Origin of the sequence: Sneathiella litorea, assembly GCF_009882915.1 — a bacterium.
In the GTDB taxonomy this organism is placed as follows: Bacteria; Pseudomonadota; Alphaproteobacteria; order Sneathiellales; family Sneathiellaceae; genus Sneathiella; species Sneathiella litorea.
In genome coordinates, this window is the sequence record NZ_WTUW01000009.1 from 32,891 (window position 1) to 52,286 (window position 19,396).

General features: G+C 53.1%; 21 protein-coding genes. 16 read left to right on the forward strand and 5 right to left on the reverse strand.

From position 1 onward, the window contains the following. Window positions 1–131 precede the first annotated feature (131 nt). Window positions 132–956, forward strand: coding sequence for an NAD(P)-dependent oxidoreductase (locus GQE98_RS14145; RefSeq protein ID WP_161316365.1), 825 nt, complete (start codon window positions 132–134; stop codon window positions 954–956). Between the two features lie 110 nt (window positions 957–1,066). After that, entirely contained in the window at window positions 1,067–1,507 is a 441-nt protein-coding gene (locus GQE98_RS14150) for a potassium channel family protein (RefSeq protein WP_161316366.1), read from the forward strand. A 49-nt stretch (window positions 1,508–1,556) separates the two neighbouring features. Here GQE98_RS14150 and GQE98_RS14155 read toward each other — a convergent pair whose 3' ends face one another. Next, a complete protein-coding gene (locus GQE98_RS14155) occupies window positions 1,557–2,372 on the reverse strand; it encodes a mechanosensitive ion channel family protein (protein WP_161316367.1) in 816 nt (271 codons plus the stop codon). Between the two features lie 174 nt (window positions 2,373–2,546). On the opposite strand from GQE98_RS14155, the gene GQE98_RS14160 reads away from it, so the two are divergent. Together GQE98_RS14160 and GQE98_RS14165 are read left to right on the forward strand one after the other, a co-directional pair. Then, window positions 2,547–2,777, forward strand: coding sequence for a hypothetical protein (locus GQE98_RS14160; RefSeq protein ID WP_161316368.1), 231 nt, complete (start codon window positions 2,547–2,549; stop codon window positions 2,775–2,777). A gap of 13 nt (window positions 2,778–2,790) precedes the next feature. Further along, window positions 2,791–4,170: a DEAD/DEAH box helicase gene (locus GQE98_RS14165; protein ID WP_161316369.1), complete on the forward strand. Its 1,380-nt coding sequence runs from the start codon at window positions 2,791–2,793 to the stop codon at window positions 4,168–4,170. 51 nt (window positions 4,171–4,221) lie between these two features. On the opposite strand, the gene GQE98_RS14170 is transcribed toward GQE98_RS14165, so the two are convergent. The 4 genes from GQE98_RS14170 to GQE98_RS14185 form a co-directional block, all read right to left on the reverse strand. After that, window positions 4,222–5,172, reverse strand: coding sequence for a dimethyl sulfoxide reductase anchor subunit family protein (locus GQE98_RS14170; protein WP_161316370.1), 951 nt, complete (start codon window positions 5,170–5,172; stop codon window positions 4,222–4,224). A gap of 12 nt (window positions 5,173–5,184) precedes the next feature. Beyond that, entirely contained in the window at window positions 5,185–5,928 is a 744-nt protein-coding gene (locus tag GQE98_RS14175) for a 4Fe-4S dicluster domain-containing protein (protein WP_161316371.1), read from the reverse strand. Beyond that, window positions 5,925–8,918, reverse strand: a complete 2,994-nt coding sequence (locus GQE98_RS14180; RefSeq protein WP_161316372.1) for a molybdopterin oxidoreductase family protein — start codon at window positions 8,916–8,918, stop codon at window positions 5,925–5,927. Before GQE98_RS14180 ends, GQE98_RS14175 begins: the two co-directional genes overlap by 4 nt. 128 nt (window positions 8,919–9,046) lie before the next feature. Next, complete coding sequence (locus GQE98_RS14185) at window positions 9,047–9,748, reverse strand: RNA polymerase sigma factor (RefSeq protein ID WP_343044222.1); 702 nt, start codon at window positions 9,746–9,748, stop codon at window positions 9,047–9,049. Between the two features lie 291 nt (window positions 9,749–10,039). On the opposite strand from GQE98_RS14185, the gene GQE98_RS14190 reads away from it, so the two are divergent. From GQE98_RS14190 to GQE98_RS14245, 12 genes are all read left to right on the forward strand, one after another. Then, the gene (locus tag GQE98_RS14190) at window positions 10,040–10,480 is read left to right on the forward strand and encodes a RebB family R body protein (protein WP_161316374.1); all 441 of its coding nucleotides are present in this window, start codon (window positions 10,040–10,042) and stop codon (window positions 10,478–10,480) included. Window positions 10,481–10,564: 84 nt separating this feature from the next. Further along, window positions 10,565–11,011, forward strand: a complete 447-nt coding sequence (locus tag GQE98_RS14195) for a RebB family R body protein (protein ID WP_161316375.1) — start codon at window positions 10,565–10,567, stop codon at window positions 11,009–11,011. Window positions 11,012–11,484: 473 nt separating this feature from the next. Beyond that, the gene (locus tag GQE98_RS14200; protein ID WP_161316376.1) at window positions 11,485–11,838 is read left to right on the forward strand and encodes a RebB family R body protein; all 354 of its coding nucleotides are present in this window, start codon (window positions 11,485–11,487) and stop codon (window positions 11,836–11,838) included. A gap of 49 nt (window positions 11,839–11,887) precedes the next feature. Beyond that, on the forward strand, window positions 11,888–12,208 hold the full coding sequence (locus tag GQE98_RS14205; RefSeq protein WP_161316377.1) for a RebB family R body protein: 321 nt from the start codon (window positions 11,888–11,890) through the stop codon (window positions 12,206–12,208). Between the two features lie 41 nt (window positions 12,209–12,249). Further along, a complete protein-coding gene (locus GQE98_RS14210) occupies window positions 12,250–12,606 on the forward strand; it encodes a RebB family R body protein (protein ID WP_161316378.1) in 357 nt (118 codons plus the stop codon). 122 nt (window positions 12,607–12,728) lie between these two features. Further along, window positions 12,729–13,127 carry a RebB family R body protein gene (locus tag GQE98_RS14215; RefSeq protein WP_161316379.1) on the forward strand — a complete coding sequence of 133 codons (399 nt, stop codon included), beginning with the start codon at window positions 12,729–12,731 and terminating at the stop codon, window positions 13,125–13,127. 56 nt (window positions 13,128–13,183) lie between these two features. Beyond that, on the forward strand, window positions 13,184–13,516 hold the full coding sequence (locus GQE98_RS14220; RefSeq protein ID WP_161316380.1) for a RebB family R body protein: 333 nt from the start codon (window positions 13,184–13,186) through the stop codon (window positions 13,514–13,516). 110 nt (window positions 13,517–13,626) lie between these two features. Further along, window positions 13,627–13,917, forward strand: a complete 291-nt coding sequence (locus tag GQE98_RS14225) for a transposase (protein ID WP_161316381.1) — start codon at window positions 13,627–13,629, stop codon at window positions 13,915–13,917. 59 nt (window positions 13,918–13,976) lie between these two features. Continuing rightward, window positions 13,977–15,782 (forward strand): DNA helicase RecQ, encoded by a 1,806-nt coding sequence (gene recQ, locus GQE98_RS14230; RefSeq protein ID WP_161316382.1) that lies wholly within the window; start codon window positions 13,977–13,979, stop codon window positions 15,780–15,782. A 133-nt stretch (window positions 15,783–15,915) separates the two neighbouring features. Continuing rightward, window positions 15,916–16,374: a (2Fe-2S)-binding protein gene (locus tag GQE98_RS14235; protein WP_161316383.1), complete on the forward strand. Its 459-nt coding sequence runs from the start codon at window positions 15,916–15,918 to the stop codon at window positions 16,372–16,374. A gap of 1 nt (window position 16,375) precedes the next feature. Then, entirely contained in the window at window positions 16,376–18,643 is a 2,268-nt protein-coding gene (locus GQE98_RS14240) for a xanthine dehydrogenase family protein molybdopterin-binding subunit (protein WP_161316384.1), read from the forward strand. Between the two features lie 66 nt (window positions 18,644–18,709). Continuing rightward, window positions 18,710–19,378: a DNA-3-methyladenine glycosylase I gene (locus tag GQE98_RS14245; RefSeq protein ID WP_161316385.1), complete on the forward strand. Its 669-nt coding sequence runs from the start codon at window positions 18,710–18,712 to the stop codon at window positions 19,376–19,378. Window positions 19,379–19,396 lie beyond the last annotated feature (18 nt).

The following is a 19,396-nucleotide window of genomic DNA, read 5'->3' on the forward strand; positions in this document are numbered from 1 at the left end:
TTGAAAAAAAGGGCCAATTAGCATGATTCAAAGGGTCCAATATGGGGGTTTATTCACAAGCTTATATATTAGAATGTGGTGACGTTCCTTTCGGATGGGGGTATAATTTTGAAAACTGTTGGGGGCATGCAATGGCGACACTACCCACAATCGGCGTGGCGGGCTGCGGTATAATGGGCCTGCCGATGGCCAAAAACCTGCATAAATCGGGCTATGATGTTTTTGGCTATGATGTCCGACCCAAGTCAGCATTTGGAGATTTTTCCGATCACATGCTGGAGGATGCATCTACACTCGCCGCGACCTGCCCGATCATCTTCTCGGTTGTTCGTGACTGGACCCAGACAAAGGAACTCTGTTTTGGGAATAAAGGCCTCTTTACAGGCGCCGCATATCCCGAAATATTCGTTGTCAGCTCGACCCTGTCACCGAAGATGGTCTTCCGCCTTCGCAAGTCCCTCCCGCAGGAAACAACGCTGATAGATGCGCCGATGTCCGGTGCGCCCTTTAGCGCCATCGATGGCACCCTGACTTTTATGCTGGGCGGCGACAAGGATGTCATTGCACGGTTGATGCCCGCCTTCAAGGCCATGGGAAGCGAGATCAACCACCTCGGCACCCTGGGACAAGGAATGATGTGCAAGGTGCTCAACAACATGCTGGCGGCAAGTTCCGTTGTTGCCGTGCGGGAAATATTGAAAGCCGCCGATGCGCTCGACTTTCCCCGGAACCGCCTGCTGGAAGTCGCCAGTAGCAGTTCCGGCGCAACATGGTTCGGGGATAATCTCGATAAAATCAGCTGGGCAAAGGAAGGCTATTCCCTCGTCAACACCATCGGCATCCTGGAAAAGGACGTCACTGCCCTGATAGATACAATGGCAGATTTCCCGGAACTCCGGATCAATGAGTTCGCCAGAAGCGTGATCGCGGAGCTTCGCAACCTCCCGGAGGAGTGACGCGCCGTTCTCGACCCACGACGACAGAAAGACGGGCGGAACACATGTATGAGTATATCGAGATTGGAAAAATGAATTCCAAACAATAAACTGCTACGGGAGAAAGCCATATGTTCATCCAGCTTGTTATCGGGACGGCTCTCATAATCTTATGTGTGGTCAATCACGCGATCTGTCTGGAGCTGTTACTCCGTCGCCTGAAAAATATTGGCCCGAAATGGGACCGGCGTATGCCGGTATATGGGCATATCGTCATCATGATTGTTGTGGTCATTGGCCTATTTGCGGCCCATACCATTGAGGCTTGGCTCTGGGGATTCTTCTATTTTTTCAGTGGCGAGCTCAACGGGTTGAGCGAGGCCATCTATTTCTCCACTGTCACATATACCACACTTGGCTATGGCGACATTGTGCTTAGCGAAAAATGGAACCTGACGTCGTCCCTTCAGGCCGTGAGTGGCATTATCCTGTTCGGCTGGAGTACAGCCTTCCTTGTCAACGCCCGAGCCTTCTTCTGGAAGAAATATGGCATGGATCATTACCAGGGATAAAAAAAGCCGCCCCGATGTCTCGGAGCGGCTTAGTTATCTCTAGCTCTGTTCAGTCCTGCTTGATCAGGTGAACATCGCGTTGTGGATAAGGAATAGAAATTCCTTCCTTGTCAAACGCCTGCTTGATCGCCTTGGTTAACGCGAATTTGAGCGGGAAATAATTTCCGCTATCGCACCAGACACGTACGGTAAAATTAACCGAGCTGTCGGCCAATTCCGCAATCTCGACCAGAGGCGCAGGATCTTTATGAGACCGTTCGTCTGCCTCGATCAACCGGAGCATGATGTCGCGCGCTTTGTCGATATCATCCTCATAGGCAATACCCATGACCAGATCCATCCGCCGCGTGGGATGAAAGCTGATATTCCGGATCGCACTGCCCCAGACCGAGCCATTGGGAATGATGACCTGTACATTATCCGGTGTCGCCAATTCGGTCGTAAACAGGCTGATGGACTTGACCGTGCCGCCATGACCGGCAACTTCAACATACTGGCCCACTTTCATTGGCCGGAAGATCAGCAACATCACGCCGCCCGCGACATTGCTAAGCGTGCCCTGTAGTGCAAGACCGATGGCAAGGCCTGCCGCACCCAGAACCGCGATCAGGCTTGCCGTCTGAACCCCAAACTGCGCCAGCACCAGAAGCAGGGTGATCGCAAGGATAACAAAGCGTGTCAAGCTACCCAGGAAACCGCTCACCGTTGGATCGATGCCGCGCTTGTTCATTATGTTCGTTAACATAGTCGGCACCCGCTTCGACACGATATAGCCGATCAGCAAGATCACCAACGCGCCGATCACGTCGAGTCCATATTGCGTGACTATAAGGACAAGTTCGTCCGTTATTTCTTGTAAATCCATAAATACCCCTTTTGTCGCCAAGACTTTAGGCCATGGCGATTTCTTCATTTAGTCTGCGTTCATAGTAAGTGACTGTTAACGTCAATAAAAGCTGGAAATCAAGGACATTTTCGATTTCCGCGCAATTAACTATAGCCCTTATATATTCTTGACATTAAGGGCAAATCTGCGCATATGAGCAACGCACAATGTTTTTTTACATTGGCATCTGGTGCTGACGGTGAAAATGCCGTTGAAACCAATCATCAGGTATATGAACAGTATTTCCACAGCGCAAATGCGTTGCTGACAGCGAGGGCCTCTCCTACAGGGGACACGCACGTAGGTCAAGGAGGCACGGTTCTCACCTTTTTTGGCCTTTATGTTGCCCTGCACCAAGCGGCGACGACGATTTTGTTTTTTTGAGGACTTATATTCTATGACCGAGTTTACCGAGCTCAACCTGGTTGGGCCGCTTTTGCGTGCCATCGACAAACAGGGTTTTACCACACCAACGCAAATCCAGATGCAGAGCATTCCGGCTCTCATGGAAGGGCGCGACCTGATGGGCATTGCCGAAACCGGCGGTGGCAAGACAGCCGCGTTTGTGCTCCCACTTCTGCAGCGCCTTCAGCATGAGCGCCGCAAGCCGAAACCGAACCGGCCAACAGCCGTTATCCTTGCGCCAACACGGGAACTTGCCCACCAGATCGGGCTCTGTATCCGCGTCTTTACGCGCGGCATGAAACTCTTTCACACAGTTGTTTATGGCGGCGCGCCTTATGGCCCGCAGCTACAGCAGCTTTCGCGCGGTGTTGATATCCTCATCGCGACACCGGGCCGCATGATGGACCATATGAAACGCGGCACCGTGCAGTTGGATAACGTGGAGACACTTATCCTTGATGAAGCGGACCGCATGATGGACATGGGGTTTATCGATGACGTCAATTTCATTGCGGAAAAGTTACCTGAAGAGCATCAGACAGTGATGTTCTCGGCGACCATGAGTGCCGGCATCAAGCGCCTTTCTGAAAAACTCCTGACGGATCCCGAATTCGTCGAGGTACAGCGCAAGACCGCTGTTGCCGAGACCATCGACCATTCGGTCCTTATGGTGCGCGGGCATGACAAGAAAGACCTGCTGATGCACCTTCTTGGCCTGGGCGATAAGGAGCGGGCCATTGTCTTCGTTCGCACCAAGGCAACCGCAGACAAGCTCGCCGAGGAAATCGAGGCAGAGGTCGAGGGCATCAAAACTGCGGCTATTCATGGCGACCTCCATCAGCGCGCCCGTGAACGTACGCTTCGCTCTTTCAAGAACGGTCGCTTTTCAATCCTGGTGGCTACGGATGTCGCCGCGCGTGGGATTGACATCAATGGCATTACCCATGTCATCAATTATGACCTGCCGATGGAAGCCGAGAACTATATCCATCGCGTCGGCCGGACAGGACGCGCCGGGGCAACCGGTATCGCTATTTCAATCTGCGAGCCGCGTGAGCGCAACCTGCTGAGAAATATTGAACAAACCATCAAGCAAAAGGTACGTATCGATGAAGATCATCCCTTCCCCGCACCAACGGCCAAACCCGAACAGAAGAAGCATCGTTCGCGGCGAAATGGACCTCCTGCGGGCGCCAGGCGTGACAAACTACCAACGGGCGATGTTAAACCATTTCGCAAACGCCCGAAGAATACCGTCAGTAAGAATAAAGGCAAACCGGGATTTAAGTCTGGCAAACCCGGAAATTCGTCTGCAAATGCGGCGAATAAACGTACAAATGCTCGCCAGCAGAAATTTAAACGCGCTGGCTGATAGTCAGTGGCAATAAGAATAAGGAAAGGCCGGTTTTATCCGGCCTTTTTTTTATGCGCGGGACGCACCGTAATAGAGGCCGACTGTGTGCCGGGCTTCCGCAAAAAAGAGCCAGCGTTCCGCAACAATCCCGACGACCGAGGCCAAAACTGCCAAAATGACCGCGATCAAGGACAGGACGCCCCCCATCATCAGGCTGATCAGGATCAGGAAGAACGGCAGGGCAAAAGCCGCCACAACGGTAATCAGCCGAAGTTTGGCCGCATGTTTCCGGGCAATCTTGAAGCCCATTTCCTTCATCAGATAGTTCGCTTCGGTATGCGGCGCCTCAAACAGTTTTACCGAGCCAAACTCCCCAAGCCCTGTTGCACTTTCGGGCGTAGAAATACTTTGGCTGCTATCCAGAAACCGCCAGTAGGCAACCTTCCATGCAACCCCCAGACCGAGGATCAACAGCGTCACCAACTGCAACAGCGCAACCGTCCCTCCCCATACCGCCAGCAGGCCGTTGAGAAGGACTAGTCCACTCATCAGGGCGAGGAGAAGATACCCCGCCGGAACATAGCCGTTCGACCAGGCATGAATGGGCTTCAGGCTCGCATAGATCATCGCCGTGCAATAAACTGTAATGACACAGGAAATTATGCCAACAACACCGACTATTCCCATCAAGCCTTGCAGGATGTCGGCAAAAAAGAGTTGATGAAGCGCATAGAGCCCCGTGGGAATGAAGGTCAGGATAGCCATCACCCCTTCCCGGCTGAGCCAGGAAGACCGCCATTGAGTCAGGGCGCGCCAGGCCCTCTCTGGATGACCCAAATGAAAGGTGGACGAGAGAAGCCCGCCGGTGATCAGCACATAGCTTACCGCATAGCCGGTGAATGCCAGCCAGAAGTCCACTGGCATTATCCCCAGAATATTGCCCGCGATCAGCAGGGCTAAAAGCCCATATCCCGCGCCGGATGCTGTGGTGAAGAAAATAACTGATTTTGCCGGATGCATCGTGGCCTCTGTTTACGCGGAAAGAAACTTGTCGACCCAGCGGGCAATAACGCCAGCGGAGCTGTCGGCGACCGGTGTAAGCTCAGGCACCGGTCTGTCTTCGCCCAGCTTCTTGGGCCGCGGCGGCAGATACTTATTGGTGGGCTTACATTCCTGCTCCGGCATCAGGTCATAACCGCCACGTTTGGCGACCAGCTTGCTGACATCCGACTCAGGATCGCCCAAATCCCCGAAGGAGCGGGCACCCGCGGGACAGGTCGACACACAGGCTGGAACGCGGGATTCCTCGGGCAGGTTCGGATTATAGATTTTATCGACACAAAGGGTGCATTTCTTCATCACACCCGCATCCTCGTCATACTCTCGCGCGCCATAGGGGCAGGCCCAGGAACAGAGCTTGCAGCCGATGCAATGATCCGCATTGACAAGCACGATGCCGTCCTCTTCGCGCTTGTAGGACGCACCCGTTGGGCAAACGGTGACGCAGGGCGCATCGTCGCAATGCAGGCAGCTTTTCGGGAAATGGACCGTCCGACCGCCGGTTTCCTCATTCTCCACTTCAAAACTATGGATACGGTTGAACCAGACCCCTGTCGGGTCCGCGCCATAAGGTTCCGTATCGGTCATCGGGGCAGAATGCCCGCCGGAGTTCCATTCCTTGCAGTTCACGGCGCAAGCATGACAGCCGACGCAGATATCAAGATCGATAACAAGGCCGAGTTTCTTTTTCGGCGGATTTATTGGAAGTGAGGTCATTCTTTTTCCTTCCCAGCTTCGTCGGCAAGCTGATTGCCGTGTCCGGGTTTGATACCACTTTTCTGCCCGGCATTTTCCTCTCGGTTGCCGATCCAGTCCTTCATAGGCACGGGCTCTAGATCACTCGCCTCGCCCTTGAGATCTGCACCGTATCGTAATAGCTCTGTCGGTTCTGGAAGGCCGAAATGATCCTGCGGGTCGAGCATCGGCTCTGTTTCCCCATATTCATCCGCCGCGCATTTCTCGACTTTTACACGCAGGTCATACCAGGCTGCCTGCCCCGTCACCGGATCGGAGTTGGAGTAACGATAACCATCCTCCCGCGCGGGTAGCAGTTGGGAAATAATATGGTTCAGCAAAAAGCCCTTTGTGGCCTCTGGCGCGTCATCCTTCAAGTTCCAGGCGCCTTTGCGCTTGCCAATCGCGTTCCAGGTCCAGACTGTATGCGGGTTGACCCCCTGCATCAGCTTTGCCTGCGCCTTCACCCTGCCATGGGGCGAGGTTACCCAGAGCCAGTCGCCATCCGCGATGCCTTTCGCCTTCGCGGTCTCCGCATGTATAAACAATGGGTTGCGCGCCGTTATCTGACGAAGCCAGGCATTCTGGCCGCCCCAGCTGTGGTACATATGCATGGGCCGCTGAGTTACGGCATGAAGCGGGAACTCCTCCTGCGGGAGACCTTCTTCCTCAAGCGCGGAATACCAGATCGGCATCGGATCGAAGAAGGTATCAATACGCGGGCGCAAATGATCGGGCGGTTGCAGATCGCCAAAGCCTTGAGCCGCAAGACGGAATTTCTGCAGTGTTTCAGAATAAATTTCCATCATCACCTGTCCCGGCATGGCAAGCCAGCCCATATGGACGGCCTCCTCCAGATAGGATTTGTTGGCGAACTTGTAATAGGACTGTTCTGGCGTGAATTTCTTCTCCCAGAAACAGCCATTAGCGATATAGGCGTCCAGCTGCTTCATGTTGGGCGCTCCGCGTCCCTGCCCCGTTCCGTCTTCACCGCGCCAGCCCCCCAGTGGTCCGGTATCAGGCGTGCGTTCATGACGGACCATATATTCCGCATAGCCACCGGGATAAAGCGCTGATCCGTCTTCCGCTGCTATGCCGGGAAGTTCCAGCATGACGCCGAGTTCCAGCAGGACGTCCTGAAACGGCCGGACATCACGATCAAGGGTCACAACAGGCTGTCGAATGGCATCCGCCGCCCCATGGGCCGAGGAAATCGGCCGATCCAGCAGCGAAATACAGTCCCAGCGTTCCAGATAGGTCGTATCCGGCAGCACCAGGTCGGCGTAAGCCACAGTTTCAGACGAATAGGCATCGGAATAAATGATTTTCGGAATTTTATAACTGCCATCCGGCTTCTTATCCGTAAGGTAGCGGATCGTGTCCGGCACATTCATCGAGCTGTTCCAGCCCATATTGGCCATATACATGAACAGGACATCGATTTCCTGCGGATCGCCCGCCCAGGCATTATGGATCACACTATGCATCAGGCCATGGGCCGAAAGCGGATATTCCCAGCTATAGGCTTTGTCTATCCGTTTGGGGTTCCCCGCGTCATCCACCAGCAAATCCGCGGGGCCCTTCGGAAAACCGAGCGGCATACCGTCAAGCGGCGTATTCGCCTGGGTTTCCTTTCCTGCGGGGGTCGGGCCCGGCGGACAGGGTTTCGGATACGGAGGCTTGTGCCGGAAACCGCCGGGCACATCAATCGAACCCAGGATCATCTGTAATAGGTGAATGGCGCGGCAGGTGTGAAAGCCGTTGGAATGCGCCGATATCCCGCGCATCGCATGCATGGAGACCGGGCGTCCGATCATTTTCTCCTGGCGCCGGCCAGCCCAGTCTGTCCAGGGGATATCGAGCTCGATCTCCTGCTCGAAGGCGACTTCGGCTATCTCTGCCGCAATCCGCCGGATGGTCGCCGCCTTGATCCCTGTTTTTTCCGCGACAGCGTCGGGAGAATACTTCTCATCCAGATACCGCGCCGCCATCAACTGAAACGCGGGAACCGCCGTCTGTCCGGAGGGAAGCGTATAGGTCCCGACGAGCGCCGGATCGGCTTTCCGGTCACTGTTCGGAAGCAGCTTGCCCGACGGGGTCGCAATCAGGGCCGTGCCGGTCGCATCCCGTGCAAAAAGACCGTTATCCGCCTCGCCCTCTGCCTGAATGACCAGCCATGATGCATTTGTATAGCGCTTCAGATACTCCCAGTCGATTTTCTCTGCACGGAGCAGCTCATGAATAATCGCCATGACGAACAGGCCATCAGTGCCGGGTGTGATGCCGACCCATTCATCGGCGATGGCGGAATAACCGCTCCGGACCGGATTGACGGACACGAATTTCGCATCCTCACGTGTTTTCAGCTTACCAAGACCGATCTTGATGGGGTTGGAGTCATGATCCTCCGCCACGCCGAACATCAGGAAATATTTCGTCAGGTCCCAGTCCGGCTCGCCAAACTCCCAAAAAGACCCGCCAATGCTGTAAAGACCTGCCGCTGCCATATTGACGGAACAGAACCCGCCGTGGGCGGCAAAATTACGGGTGCCATACTGCTTTGCCCACCAGCCGGTAAAGCTCTGGGACTGATCACGGCCGGTAAAGAAGGCGAGCTTCGATGGATCATCCGCGCGCACATCCTTGAGCCAGCCCGCCGCAAGGTCAAGCGCCTCTTCCCATTCGATTTCCTTGAATTTTCCCTCGCCCCGCTCGCCCACACGGAGGAGCGGCTTTTGAAGTTTTGCCGGGGAATTCTGCTGCATGATCCCGGCAGAACCCTTGGCGCAGAGAACGCCTTTATTGACCGGGTGATCCGGGTTCCCCTCAATATAGCGGATCTTGTTGTCTTTGAGATGCACTTTTATCCCGCAACGGCAGGCGCACATATAGCAAGTCGTGTATTTTACCTCGTCCGATACAATGGGCGAAGTGTCCGCGCGGTCGTCACGCAGAACGATACCTTCTGTCATTGAAAATAGCTCCCCAGCTACTTGAGAACGGCGTACAGCCGAAAGTACTCAACAATATCGTTACCCGATTTTCCCAGTGCCTGTCGATAGGGAATAAAAAATATTCTATTCCCCCAACCCCGGATCAGTTACTCCTTGAGGCTTTTAAGACTATCACGCAGGAGGCTCCGGCCCTGCTGTACCCTTTTACGGACATTATCATTTGTAATACCAAGCGCTTGCGCAATATCGTCATACTCTTCCCCTTGAACCAGGCGGAGAATAACCGGCGCCTTTAACCGATCGGGAAGATTTTCAATGGCTGCCCGTAATCGCCGACTAAGTTCTGAATTCAACAAGTTGCCTTCCGGTGTCTGATACCGAATATCAAATGCCGCCATATCAACAGAATTAACTTCCTTCACCTTGTCATAGAGATTTCGCAGACGTTTATTGGCACGATGTTTATCGATACAGATGTTATGAAGTAAACGGGCAAACCAGGCTCTCTCATTGCTGATCTGGGACGCATGGGCCGCATACTTCTCATAGGCCCGGATTGTAGCGTCGCTAAAGGCATCTTCCGCATCCTCCGCGCTTACATTCATCCAAATCATGCTAAGCCTTATTAAATACTCCCTATGAGAGTGCCACGCGGACCAGAAATCTTCAAGGCAGGCACTATTTTTTTCATCAACCAAAGGATTTTCGGAGCCAGCATCAATGGCGGGATCTAACGCGGGAATTTCTGTTTGTAGCGTTGTAACGGATAAAGACAGGCTGGACCTGGTGGGGGAATCTGAGTTGGAAAGTTGGGTTTTGGGTATAGTTTCTTGCCTGAGCGGATTCACAGCGACCCCCTAGAAGATTTGAATTAATGGAAAACAAAACTGAACTAAGGGTGACCATTCTTTTTATGCCACCCGCTTTCTCTCATTTCATTTGGGGGCGATTTTTCACTTTTAAAGTGTAATTCTTATTTTTTATATATTATATACGAGTGTATGAAGTAAAGTAAATTTTAAATAGTTTTTACTATTTAATTCACACATATGAATTATTATTAATATTTAAATTTGAAATTTATTTATTAATATTTATTTACTTAATTATATTAGGTTTTTTATGACAGGAATATAATAATGGGAAATTCAAATACAGATGATCAAATATTAAATTCGATCTTATCAACTAATGAAATATTAATAGGAAGCTCTACATCCAAATCAATGGCAGCAATGTACCTGAATTTGTCTCATGCTACCGGAATGATGGCGCATAACGCTGTGAGCAACCAGCAGCACCTGAATATTCTGGGTGCTGCCGCCGCAGCTGCCGGGGCCACCGGTCTTCTTCGAAATGGTATGGCGGACCAGATTGAGAAAATGACTCCCAATGAGCGTCTGAATTATTTGCAAAAACTTTTAATCCTCACCACCAACCCGACGGGTGAACCCACCTCACCTGCTGACGAAAGTCCTGCTCAATCTAAAACAAAGAATAAGGATGATACGACAACACCCGCGTCCGGTACGACAGAAATGTCTGACGACTCCGCCGCTACGGATACAACAGCAACATAAATCGTCTAATTATATTTTTTACAACTTTAAGTACGCATTCTTCCTGAAATTATTTTTTAAAATTATACATACTGGATATCTATCATGGCTTCTACTACCCCCGGGGGAAATTCCGGCACCACACCGGCAAAAATCGAGGACTCCGCACAATTTGCAATGGGTCTTCTCTATCAATTCGCTGCCCATTCTTCTGGCCTCGCGCTTGAAAATGCGACGGCAAATTCAAACATGATGAACAGCGTCACCAACGCCGGCGCCGCTGCCCTCACCGCCCTTAAAAATGCGGAAGCAGTTTCTATTTCCGCACAAAAAGCAACTATCGGTGAATCCTATAACGCGCAAACCGCCGCAATTACCCAGGCCCTGAATGCCCAAACCCAGGCGGCAGTAACCAGCCTGAATGCGGTAACCAGTGCAGGGGGATCAGCGCTTGCCTCCCAAACAAGTCAGGAAATCGCCGGCATCACCGCCGATGCGGTCGCGGCAACAGCAGTTGCGATGGAGAAGATCGTCAAACAAATGGGCGGATAATACCGTTATCCGGCAGGGCATTGAACGCCCTGCCGGCATACCGGGCGGCTGGTTTTTATGGGTTAGTTGTCTTGACAGGTATGCCCTGCCAGTACGCCTGCTGCCTTTCGGCATCGATCATAAGATTTCCGATATTTCTATACTTTAGGCTCTTGCCATTCATCCTGTTGAACCATTTTCTCGCGACTATTGTAGAAAATAGTGTTCATCGAAATACGTCGTTACTATCCTCGCAACCCGCCAAATTCCGGGATTCTCATTACTATCTGAATATAAAGATCAGGTTCCTCAAAAGCTTTCTAGACATATTGTCCGGCGGTTCAACCTGTCGCACGACAATTGAGAGATTTCGCAAATGGGAGAAGAAAATCTCATCCCCGCGTCACATTTTCTCACAGGCCGTCGTCTTCAGCACAATGAAAGAGGAAACATCCTTTCACTCGACACTGACAGGAACGAAAGAGGATTAATCAATGGCAAACGACATACCCGTCAACAGTCAGATTACCGATGCCATCACACAATCCAACCTGACTGTGATCGGCGGTGCGCCCGCCCAGTCGATGGGAACAGTTTACCAGCTAATGGCGCAATCCGTCGGTGTTTCCATGCAAAACGCAGTTGCGAACCAGCAGAGCATGAACACCATCGACAACGCCATCGTCAGTCAGGGGATCGCAATGCTTTTTAGCATGGACGCCTCCGTTGAAGCTAAGGCCTCACAGGAGATCCTGTCTGGCAACGTTAACGCAGAAATAGTCTCGGCGCTTCAGGCTATCATTGTTGAATTGAAGAAAGCGCAATCTGAACAGAAAACAGAAACCTAACAATCCACTTAACAGGACTATACACCTGATTTTTAAAGGAGAATGACCCATGCCAGGGGATACACCAGTCAATGCCCAGATAACCGACTCCGTTACCCAAGCCAATGTTAGCATATTGGGGGATGCGCCCGCGATCGCTATGGCGAATGCCTATCAGGTCTTTGCCCAGGTCGTTGGCGCCAGTATGCAGAATGCTATTTCGAACCAGCAGGGCGCCAACTCAGTCGATCTTGCCATCACGACGCAGGGTACGAATGTCCTGTACGCGATGTCGACCGCAGCAGATGCGAAAGCAACATCCGAGATTCTCGGGGGTAATCCGGTCGCCGAGGCCCTCTCCTCACTTCAGGCTGCCACAAGCGCATTCTGATTTGAAGTTTCTTACAATTCAAAACCTAAAGGAGATAGATAATGGCGGACAACACTTGGATGAACAGCCAGATTACGGATGCTGTCACACAAACGAACGTAAAGGTTCTGGGCGATGCACCCGCAGAATCAATGGGCATGCTGTATCAGATGATGGCCCAGTCAACGGGTATGTCCATGCAGAACATGGTAGCCAATCAGCAGCATAAGAATTCCATCGATTCCGCGGTTGTAACCGGTGCCGTAACCATGCTTTATACCCTGGACGTTGCGGCCGAGAGTAAAGCGACCCAGGAAATTTTAAGCGGAAATCCGGTGGCGGAAACAATGGCCTCCCTGAAAGGGGCCTTGTCCAGTTTCAAGAATAATAATCCCAACGCCCCGAGATTTAACACTTAATCCCGACAGCTTGAGAAGCCAGCCCTTCTCAAGGGTTTTTCGAATATTGCGCCGCCGGCCTGTTTTCTTCCGGATCGGCGCAATATTCGGCCCACCGACAACTTTGACGACAGGATCATCCCATGACAGCGCACAGAAAATCGGAACATGTCAAATCGGTGAACAGCCAGATTACAGATGCTATCACCCAGTCAAACACAATGAATATTGGTCTTGCCCCCGCACAATCCTTGGGGACCTTATACCAGACCAATGCCCAGGCCGTCGGCATGTCAATCCAGAACGCCGTCTCGAACCAGCAGAACATGTACAGCCTCAGCCTCGCCTCCACGGCGCAAAACCTGAATTCTCTCTTAGCCCTTTCCGCCGTCTCGGCTGCACGCAGCACGACTGGATTATTATCAAGTAACCTGCATCTAGTGGCGACGGAGCCTGGCTATGGCGCCGGGCACAGCCATCATGCGGATAGGATGCCGCCCAAGGCGCCCTCCGCCCCGCTGCAAACACCGCCGAAAACATAAGGCCCAGATACCCCCGTAAAATCCGGAATTTCCAGTAGACGAGCAGGAGAGCGGCAATGACGTCAGAGTCATATGTAAACAGCCAGATCACAGGATCTATCGCACAAACAAATTTAAGCGTTCTCGGGGATGCTCCCGCAGAGGCCATGGGCATACTGTATCAGCAAATGGCCCATACAATCGGGCTGGCGCTACAGAATGTCATTTCCCAGCAACAGCACAGCTATTCCATTCATAACGCCATTACCATCGCAGCGTCCAAGCAGCTCCTGAACTCGGACCCGGCCGCGGCCGCCAAAGCATCGCAAGAGCTGATCGCGGGTAGCGCGATCCCGGAAAACCTCGCAGCTCTCCAGGCTGTCGTCAATGAACTCGGCAAACAGCAATAGGAGACGGATAGAGGCTGTAGGAATGCCGGAAGTTGAAGGCGAGATACCGAGCCAGAAAAAGCGAGGCATAATGGCAAGATAGAAACATTAATGTAAGGACGTTCAGTCTCATGGAACGCAAATACTATTCTCAGCAGGAGATCAAATTGATCCTTCATGACCTCTCTGAAGGCCAGACGGTCGAAGACGCGGCAAAGCAACACAATATTTCCAAGGCGACGATATACCGCTGGAAAAAACGTGCCGAACAAACCGGTGTGGAGGAGATTAATCGCCTGAAAAAGGTTGATGAAGAGAACCGACGCCTCAAACATCTGCTGGCCGAGGCAGCGCTTGAAATCCAGGCGTTAAAGGAACAGCTCAAGCAGTGCGGCTGGATCACGCCAGAGGAACGCGATTAACGGTGTACTGCCCTGACATTCGATCATTGATCGTGGGGCGGATCGCTGTATAAAGGGGTATGTCGCGTAACCCGTCAAAAATTCTTTCCACTGTTTTTGGTTATCCCGCCTTTCGCGGGGAGCAATCCCAGATTATTGACCATATCATTGCCAAGCGGGACGCCCTTGTTCTGATGCCGACCGGAGGTGGAAAATCCCTCTGCTATCAGATACCTGCGCTTTGCATGGACGGAACCGCAATTGTCATCTCACCGCTGATCGCCTTGATGCAAAACCAGGTTGAGGCACTGCAACAGCTTGGCGTTGCCGCCGCTGCGTTGAATTCCTCCCATTCCATGGAAGAGCAGGCGACCGTCCGAACCGCCCTTTTAAACGGCGAACTCAAGCTTCTCTATATCGCACCGGAGAGGCTTTTCTCAGGCGGATTTATCGATATGCTGAAGCGGTGTGACATTTCGCTTTTCGCCATTGATGAGGCGCATTGTGTTTCCCAATGGGGGCATGATTTCCGCCCGGAATACCTGCGCCTTGAGATATTGGCCGAGACATTTCCAAATGTGCCCCGCCTCGCACTTACCGCGACCGCTGATGCGCCAACGGAAAAGGATATTATCGAGCGGCTGGGCCTGTCTTATGGAAAGATCTTCCGCGCCGGATTTGACCGACCGAACATCCGCTACCGCCTCACGGCCAAAACAAACGGTGTGTCTCAGCTTCTCTCCTTTATCGGTGCGGAACATGGCGCAGATGCCGGCATCGTCTATTGTATGTCGCGACGGAAAGTTGAACAGGTCGCCAAAAAGATTGCTGCGACAGGCCGTATCGCCCTTCCCTATCATGCCGGCCTCGATCCGGAGGTTCGGCGAGAAACACAGGCGCGGTTCCTGAAAGACGATGCGGTTATCATTGTCGCCACCATTGCCTTTGGCATGGGGATAGATAAGCCGGATGTGCGCTTCGTTGCTCATCTGGATCTTCCGAAAAACATGGAAAGCTACTATCAGGAAACCGGCCGCGCCGGACGCGACGGCCTGCCCGCCAACGCCTGGCTCGCCTATGGGCTTCAGGATGTGGCCAAGCTGAAATCCCTGATGCAGAATCCGGACAAGACCCTGCAACAACAGAAACTTGACCGCGGGAAGCTGGAATCCCTACTGCAATTTTGCGAAAGCGCTCTCTGCCGACGTCGCCTTCTTCTCGAGTATTTTGGCGAAACCCCACAGGAAGCCTGCGGTAACTGCGACAACTGCCTTGAGCCACCGGCGCTTTTCGATGCAACCGAGGCGGCACAGATGGCCCTTTCCTGTATCTACCGTAGCGGCGAGATGTTTGGCGCAGGCCATATCATTGATATCCTGCTCGGTGCCGATACCGACAAAATCAAGAAGTTCGGCCATGATCGCCTCAGCACCTATACTGTGGGAAAAGGCTTTTCTCGCGCCGACTGGCAATCCATTCTGCGGCAGTTGTTGGCCCTTGGCCTCCTCAATATCGATACCGAAGGCTATGGTAGCCTCTCCCTCAACGAGAACTGCCGGTCTGTCCTTAAAGGAGAGACCAAGCTGGAATTGAAGAAAAATCCGGTCCGGCATCGGAAGGAAAAGTCGACTTCCGGCCCGTCGCGCAATTTCGGGAATGAGCAGGAAGAGGTACTCTTTAATTACCTTAAATCCGTTCGGCTCAACCTGGCGAAGGAGCAAAACGTTCCTCCCTATGTGATTTTTCACGACAAAACCCTGATCGAGATGGCACAGCTTAAACCACAATCTTTATCAGCATTTGGGGAGCTTCAAGGCGTCGGCCGGAGCAAGCAGGAGAAATACGGCCCGGCTTTCCTAAGGGCGATTGAGGAAAACTTCTCCTGATCCCTGCCCATTACGCAGCGCCCTTCTCTGATCCCTCGGCCGGGACATAAGTAATTATCGTTACCGAACTGACAAAAACCACCCTATATAACAAACTGGGACAATTTACTCTTGATAGACTGCGAGCGGGAAAATGCTGCGACTTGATATCAACGGAAAACCCTTTGATGTGGATGTGGAGGAGGATACCCCTCTTCTTTGGGTCTTGCGGGACACCGTTGGCCTGAAAGGCACTAAATTCGGCTGTGGTATTGCGGCATGTGGCGCCTGTACTGTCCATCTTGATGGCGAGGCAGTGCGATCCTGCAGCTATCCGGTGTCCGAGGCTGTAGGCACCCAGATCACGACAATTGAAGGCATCGGCGGCGGGTCGCTCAGCCCGGTTCAACAAGCCTGGATCCAGGAACAGGTCCCGCAATGCGGATATTGCCAGTCAGGCATGATCATGGCCGTCTCTGCCCTGCTTGCGGAAAACCCGAACCCGAACGATGAGGAAATTGAGACAAGCATCACGAATATTTGCCGCTGTGGCACCTATCCACGAATTAAAAGAGCCATCAAGCGGGCCGCGGCGCTAAAGAGGGAAAACTGACATGAACAGATTTAACCTCTCCCGACGTAAGTTTCTCGTTGCCGGTGCCTTGGTTGGTGGTGGCCTCGCGGTTGGTTATGGGTTCCTTCGCAATGGAGAAGCAGATAACACAGCCCTTTCCGCGACGACAGATGATGGTGAAATAGCGCTGAATGCCTGGGTAAAGGTAGACAAATACGGCTTGGTTACTGTTGCCATTCCCCGATCAGAAATGGGTCAGGGCGTATACACCGCACTCGCCATGCTGGTTGCCGAGGAAATGGACGCAAATTTCGAAGAGGTCACGGTGGAGCAGGCCCCGGTCGCCGACATATATGCCAATATCACGATGCTGAAGGATAGTCTCCCCTTCTCCGACGGGTATCATGACGGGGAAGACACAATCGGCGCCTGGGGAATGACCAAGATCGGCCGCTTCCTTGGTGTTCAGGCCACTGGCGGCAGCACCTCCGTCCGCGACGCCTGGATGCCTATGCGCCAGGCCGGGGCGACCGCAAAAGCCATGCTTATCTCCGCCGCCGCCAGAACATGGGACGTTCCCATGGCGGAATGTAAGGTAAACAGCGGCATCATCAGCCACACAGGAACTGGTAAAAATGGTCGCTTCGGGGAGTTTATCGCACTCGCCGCATCCGAGGCCCCTCCCCGAGATCCTGTCCTGAAAAAAAGCAGTGAATTCACCCTTATCGGCACGCCCCAGCCTCGCCTTGACATTCCGTCCAAAGTCGACGGAACCGCTGAATTTGGCGTTGATATAGAGCTTGAGGGGATGGTCCATGCCGCAGTAAAACTCTCGCCAGTCCTCGGGGGCACTCTCGCAAATCATGACGCAGCGGCGGTCAAGGATATGCCGGGTGTCCTTAAAGTCGTGCCCTTCGAAAACGGCGTTGCGGTCATCGCCAACAGCTTCTGGCGTGCCAAGACGGCTGTCGAGGCCCTCCCCGCAACTTTCCATGATGGTCCGGCAAAAGAATATTCCTCGGCAAGTATTTTAGCCATTCTGGAAGAGAACCTCAAGAGTGAGGATGCGCGCGTTTACGCCGAAACGGGTGAGGCACGCAGGGAATTAGATGAAGCACAATCCCCTGTACAGGCAATATACAAAGTCCCTTACCTTGCTCATGCCTGCATGGAGCCAATGAACTGCACGGCCAAGGTGACGGAGAACGGCGTTGAAATCTGGATGCCGAACCAGGCCCCGACCCTGATTAAGTGGTTCGCCGAGAAAATCGCCGACGTTCCGGCAGAGAATGTCATTGTACACACGCCATTTCTGGGAGGGGGCTTCGGTCGGAGATCAGAGATTGATCTGGTTGTCATGGCGGTGTCTATTGCCAAGGAAATGAAAAACCAGCCGGTCAAGCTCCTCTGGACCCGTGAAAATGATATCCAGCATGACATCTTCCGCCCCGCGGCGGTCAGCCGTTTTGAGGGCGCCATCGGGCCGGATGGCAGGATAACGAGTTGGGCCAACCGGATCGTTAGCCAGTCAACCTCTGGCTCCTTCACCGCGCGGTTGCTCCCCTGGGCGACAATGGATATGCCCGATAACACCACAAGCGAGGGTGCCGCGGATATCCCGTATGAATTTGCCAACCGTATCGTTGAACATGTCCCCGTGAAATTGCCGATTGAGGTTGGTTTCTGGCGCAGCGTCGGCCACTCCTTCAACGGTTTTTTTACTGAATCCTTCATGGATGAAATGGCCTATGCCGCGCAATCGGATCCTATCGATTTTCGCCTCGCCCATCTCGAGAACCATCAGGATTTCACTAATGTGTTGAAACAGCTTGCGAAGGTAAGCAACTGGTCTGCACCGCTCGGCCAGGGCCGGGCACGCGGCGTGGCCCTGCATGAATCCTTCTCCTCCATTGTCGGGCAGGTCGTTGAGATTACCTTGAACGATAACCGGGAGATCACGATAGATAAGGTCTATTGCGTCATTGATTGCGGCACGGTCGTCAATCCCGATACGGTGAAGGCGCAAATGGAAAGCGGCATAATTTTCGGGCTCACAGCAGCACTCTTCGGAGAGATTGAGATTGAGGATGGCGCCGTCCTCAACAGCAACTTCCCCGGTTATGAAATGATCCGCCTTGCCAACTGCCCGGAAATTGAGGTTCATCTTGCACCGAGCGGCCGGATGCTCGGTGGTGTTGGCGAGCCCGGCACACCGCCTATCGCCCCCGCGCTGACCAACGCCATTTTCGCCGCGTCGGGAGAACGCATCCGTGAACTGCCTGTTTCCCGCTCCGGATTTATAGCATAGCGGCAAAGGACATCTGACGGTATTCTGCCTTAAGGACAGGATTATACGGATTGGATGATTGACGCCATGATCTCATATGAAGAAATCCGCGCAACCGCGGAAGAAAATGCCGGTGGTGTAAAGGCGCTTGCCGCGCGGATGCCCGAGCTTAAATCCGACGCGGACATTCGCAATACGCCCTCCGCAGTGTATTTCTCGGCCATGAGTTTTCGCATCTTCTCCTCCGGCCTGAACCAAACGATGGTCCGGACTAAATGGCCCGCGTTTGAGAAGGCTTTTCACGACTTTGAGCCGGCAAAGGTCGCCTTCATGAGCGAGGATGATATTGCCGCGTTGATGGATAACACGGCGATTATTCGCCATCTCGGAAAAATCAGGGCAACCCATCACAATGCACTCGCCCTTGTCGCGCTTGAAAAGGAATATGGATCTATAGGTAACTATCTCGCCGACTGGCCGCTGGATGATATCACCGGGCTTTATGAAGACATCAAGTCCCGCTTCAAACAACTTGGTGGCAATTCGGGCCCCTATTTCGTAAGAATGATGGGCAAGGACGGCTTTATCATGACGCCGGATGTGGTGTCGGCACTCAATCAACTCGGCGTGGGCAGTGGCAAGCTCACGTCCAAGAAGGACCGCGCCGCAGTACAGGAGGCTTTCAACCGCTGGCATGAGGAAAGCGGAGCACCCTACGCCCATATCAGCCGGACCCTCGCCATTTGGACGGGTTAGGTATGTGCTGCCCCTATT

What these genes read in the sequence shown, in the direction of transcription:
- GQE98_RS14200 (WP_161316376.1), top strand. Translation starts at nt 11,485, where the DNA reads ATGGCAAACGACATACCCGTCAACAGTCAGATTACCGATGCCATCACA.
- GQE98_RS14215 (WP_161316379.1), top strand. Translation starts at nt 12,729, where the DNA reads ATGACAGCGCACAGAAAATCGGAACATGTCAAATCGGTGAACAGCCAG.
- GQE98_RS14165 (WP_161316369.1), top strand. Translation starts at nt 2,791, where the DNA reads ATGACCGAGTTTACCGAGCTCAACCTGGTTGGGCCGCTTTTGCGTGCC.
- GQE98_RS14190 (WP_161316374.1), top strand. Translation starts at nt 10,040, where the DNA reads ATGGGAAATTCAAATACAGATGATCAAATATTAAATTCGATCTTATCA.
- GQE98_RS14210 (WP_161316378.1), top strand. Translation starts at nt 12,250, where the DNA reads ATGGCGGACAACACTTGGATGAACAGCCAGATTACGGATGCTGTCACA.
- GQE98_RS14205 (WP_161316377.1), top strand. Translation starts at nt 11,888, where the DNA reads ATGCCAGGGGATACACCAGTCAATGCCCAGATAACCGACTCCGTTACC.
- GQE98_RS14145 (WP_161316365.1), top strand. Translation starts at nt 132, where the DNA reads ATGGCGACACTACCCACAATCGGCGTGGCGGGCTGCGGTATAATGGGC.
- GQE98_RS14240 (WP_161316384.1), top strand. Translation starts at nt 16,376, where the DNA reads ATGAACAGATTTAACCTCTCCCGACGTAAGTTTCTCGTTGCCGGTGCC.
- recQ (WP_161316382.1), top strand. Translation starts at nt 13,977, where the DNA reads ATGTCGCGTAACCCGTCAAAAATTCTTTCCACTGTTTTTGGTTATCCC.
- GQE98_RS14160 (WP_161316368.1), top strand. Translation starts at nt 2,547, where the DNA reads ATGAGCAACGCACAATGTTTTTTTACATTGGCATCTGGTGCTGACGGT.
- GQE98_RS14150 (WP_161316366.1), top strand. Translation starts at nt 1,067, where the DNA reads ATGTTCATCCAGCTTGTTATCGGGACGGCTCTCATAATCTTATGTGTG.
- GQE98_RS14220 (WP_161316380.1), top strand. Translation starts at nt 13,184, where the DNA reads ATGACGTCAGAGTCATATGTAAACAGCCAGATCACAGGATCTATCGCA.
- GQE98_RS14225 (WP_161316381.1), top strand. Translation starts at nt 13,627, where the DNA reads ATGGAACGCAAATACTATTCTCAGCAGGAGATCAAATTGATCCTTCAT.
- GQE98_RS14170 (WP_161316370.1), bottom strand. Translation starts at nt 5,172, where the DNA reads ATGCATCCGGCAAAATCAGTTATTTTCTTCACCACAGCATCCGGCGCG.
- GQE98_RS14195 (WP_161316375.1), top strand. Translation starts at nt 10,565, where the DNA reads ATGGCTTCTACTACCCCCGGGGGAAATTCCGGCACCACACCGGCAAAA.
- GQE98_RS14175 (WP_161316371.1), bottom strand. Translation starts at nt 5,928, where the DNA reads ATGACCTCACTTCCAATAAATCCGCCGAAAAAGAAACTCGGCCTTGTT.
- GQE98_RS14245 (WP_161316385.1), top strand. Translation starts at nt 18,710, where the DNA reads ATGATCTCATATGAAGAAATCCGCGCAACCGCGGAAGAAAATGCCGGT.
- GQE98_RS14155 (WP_161316367.1), bottom strand. Translation starts at nt 2,372, where the DNA reads ATGGATTTACAAGAAATAACGGACGAACTTGTCCTTATAGTCACGCAA.
- GQE98_RS14180 (WP_161316372.1), bottom strand. Translation starts at nt 8,918, where the DNA reads ATGACAGAAGGTATCGTTCTGCGTGACGACCGCGCGGACACTTCGCCC.
- GQE98_RS14235 (WP_161316383.1), top strand. Translation starts at nt 15,916, where the DNA reads ATGCTGCGACTTGATATCAACGGAAAACCCTTTGATGTGGATGTGGAG.